This is a genomic window from Bradyrhizobium sp. Kon37 (assembly GCF_055807535.1).
Genome location: NZ_JBVVOY010000268.1, coordinates 1 through 270, shown reverse-complemented (window position 1 = coordinate 270; position 270 = coordinate 1). Strand labels below are relative to the sequence as shown.

At 49.3% G+C, this 270-nt stretch carries 1 protein-coding gene; it reads right to left on the bottom strand.

Going from position 1 to position 270, the window contains the following annotated elements; genetic code table 11:
- Positions 1 to 21 precede the first annotated feature (21 nt).
- Positions 22 to 219 (bottom strand): twin-arginine translocation signal domain-containing protein, encoded by a 198-nt coding sequence (locus AC0L3J_RS38100; protein ID WP_473350571.1) that lies wholly within the window; start codon positions 217 to 219, stop codon positions 22 to 24.
- Between the last annotated feature and the right edge of the window lie 51 nt (positions 220 to 270).

The following is a 270-nucleotide window of genomic DNA, read 5'->3' as shown; positions in this document are numbered from 1 at the left end:
TTATCTGGAGCGCCTGTACAGTTAACTGTGGTAGTCGCTGCAGATAACCTTTTCGTCTGATTTTGTTGGAATGGCGCTATCGACAGCGTGCGCAATCCGACTAAAAGGTAATGTTAATGCGCTGCTGGCCATTGCCAGGCCGCCGATCGCTGTCGTTTTTACCAAACCCCGGCGACTCACCTCAGCAGCCAATACCGCATCAGGGATTTTCGTTTTCATAATGGCTCACTCAAGCTTGCTCACGATTGATTCCAGTAACAAACCGTATTG

Excerpts from the sequence above, each read along its gene's own strand:
- AC0L3J_RS38100 (WP_473350571.1), bottom strand. The coding sequence starts at position 219 with ATGAAAACGAAAATCCCTGATGCGGTATTGGCTGCTGAGGTGAGTCGC.